This window comes from Fictibacillus sp. 26RED30, assembly GCF_015903845.1.
GTDB lineage: Bacteria > Bacillota > Bacilli > Bacillales > Fictibacillaceae > Fictibacillus > Fictibacillus phosphorivorans.
Genome location: NZ_JACZDV010000015.1, coordinates 1 through 1081 on the forward strand (window position 1 = coordinate 1; position 1081 = coordinate 1081).

9 tRNA genes and 1 rRNA gene are annotated in these 1081 nt (G+C 48.1%); all 10 read right to left on the minus strand.

Annotated features, from left to right (window positions below):
- Nucleotides 1-45 precede the first annotated feature (45 nt).
- Nucleotides 46-121: transfer RNA gene (locus IHV11_RS20995), tRNA-Ala, on the minus strand.
- A 20-nt stretch (nt 122-141) separates the two neighbouring features.
- A tRNA-Pro gene (locus IHV11_RS21000) sits at nt 142-218 on the minus strand.
- 10 nt (nt 219-228) lie between these two features.
- Nucleotides 229-305: transfer RNA gene (locus tag IHV11_RS21005), tRNA-Arg, on the minus strand.
- A 7-nt stretch (nt 306-312) separates the two neighbouring features.
- Nucleotides 313-401 (minus strand) — tRNA-Leu (locus IHV11_RS21010).
- A 20-nt stretch (nt 402-421) separates the two neighbouring features.
- Nucleotides 422-496: transfer RNA gene (locus IHV11_RS21015), tRNA-Gly, on the minus strand.
- A 27-nt stretch (nt 497-523) separates the two neighbouring features.
- Nucleotides 524-607 (minus strand) — tRNA-Leu (locus IHV11_RS21020).
- A gap of 9 nt (nt 608-616) precedes the next feature.
- A tRNA-Lys gene (locus tag IHV11_RS21025) sits at nt 617-692 on the minus strand.
- Nucleotides 693-700: 8 nt separating this feature from the next.
- Nucleotides 701-776, minus strand: a tRNA-Thr gene (locus IHV11_RS21030).
- Nucleotides 777-789: 13 nt separating this feature from the next.
- A tRNA-Val gene (locus tag IHV11_RS21035) sits at nt 790-865 on the minus strand.
- Nucleotides 866-877: 12 nt separating this feature from the next.
- Nucleotides 878-993 (minus strand): 5S ribosomal RNA (rrf, locus tag IHV11_RS21040).
- Nucleotides 994-1081 lie beyond the last annotated feature (88 nt).

Genomic DNA, 1081 nt, shown 5'->3' on the forward strand with positions numbered 1-1081 from the left:
TTTTTTGCAATAAAAAAGAAAATGTCAGAAACATTTTCTGAAAAATGGTGGAGCTTAGCGGGATCGAACCGCTGACCTCCTGCGTGCAAGGCAGGCGCTCTCCCAGCTGAGCTAAAGCCCCAAATAACATATTCGTTATAATGGTCGGGAAGACAGGATTTGAACCTGCGACCCCCTGGTCCCAAACCAGGTGCTCTACCAAGCTGAGCCACTTCCCGTAAAAAAACATGGCGCGCCCTGAGAGATTCGAACTCCCGACCTTTTGATTCGTAGTCAAACACTCTATCCAGCTGAGCTAAGGGCGCATGTATGTGGTGCCGAGGACCGGAATCGAACCGGTACGGTAGTCACCTACCGCAGGATTTTAAGTCCTGTGCGTCTGCCAGTTCCGCCACCCCGGCACATACAATAACAATAACTTTGGAGCGGAAGACGGGATTCGAACCCGCGACCCCAACCTTGGCAAGGTTGTATTCTACCACTGAACTACTTCCGCAAACTTATTTAATTATCAAATGGAAATTGGTGCGGGTGAAGGGACTCGAACCCCCACGTCAAAGACACTAGATCCTAAGTCTAGCGCGTCTGCCAATTCCGCCACACCCGCGTGTATAAATGGTGAGCCATGAAGGATTCGAACCTTCGACCCTCTGATTAAAAGTCAGATGCTCTACCAACTGAGCTAATGGCTCGTGCAAAATGGTGCCGGCTAGAGGACTTGAACCCCCAACCTACTGATTACAAGTCAGTTGCTCTACCAATTGAGCTAAACCGGCAAGTAAGAATAAATGGTGGAGGATGACGGGTTCGAACCGCCGACCCCCTGCTTGTAAGGCAGGTGCTCTCCCAGCTGAGCTAATCCTCCATTTTATATCTAGCCTAGCGACGTCCTACTCTAACAGGGGGAAACCCCCAACTACCATCGGCGCTAAAGAGCTTAACTTCCGTGTTCGGTATGGGAACGGGTGTGACCTCTTTGCCATCATCACTAGACCAGATTAGCGAGTTATTTTTTATCTCGACAAGATAAAATTATACTCTATGTAATTCTTAAAAGCAAGAGATTTTTTAAATGATTTTT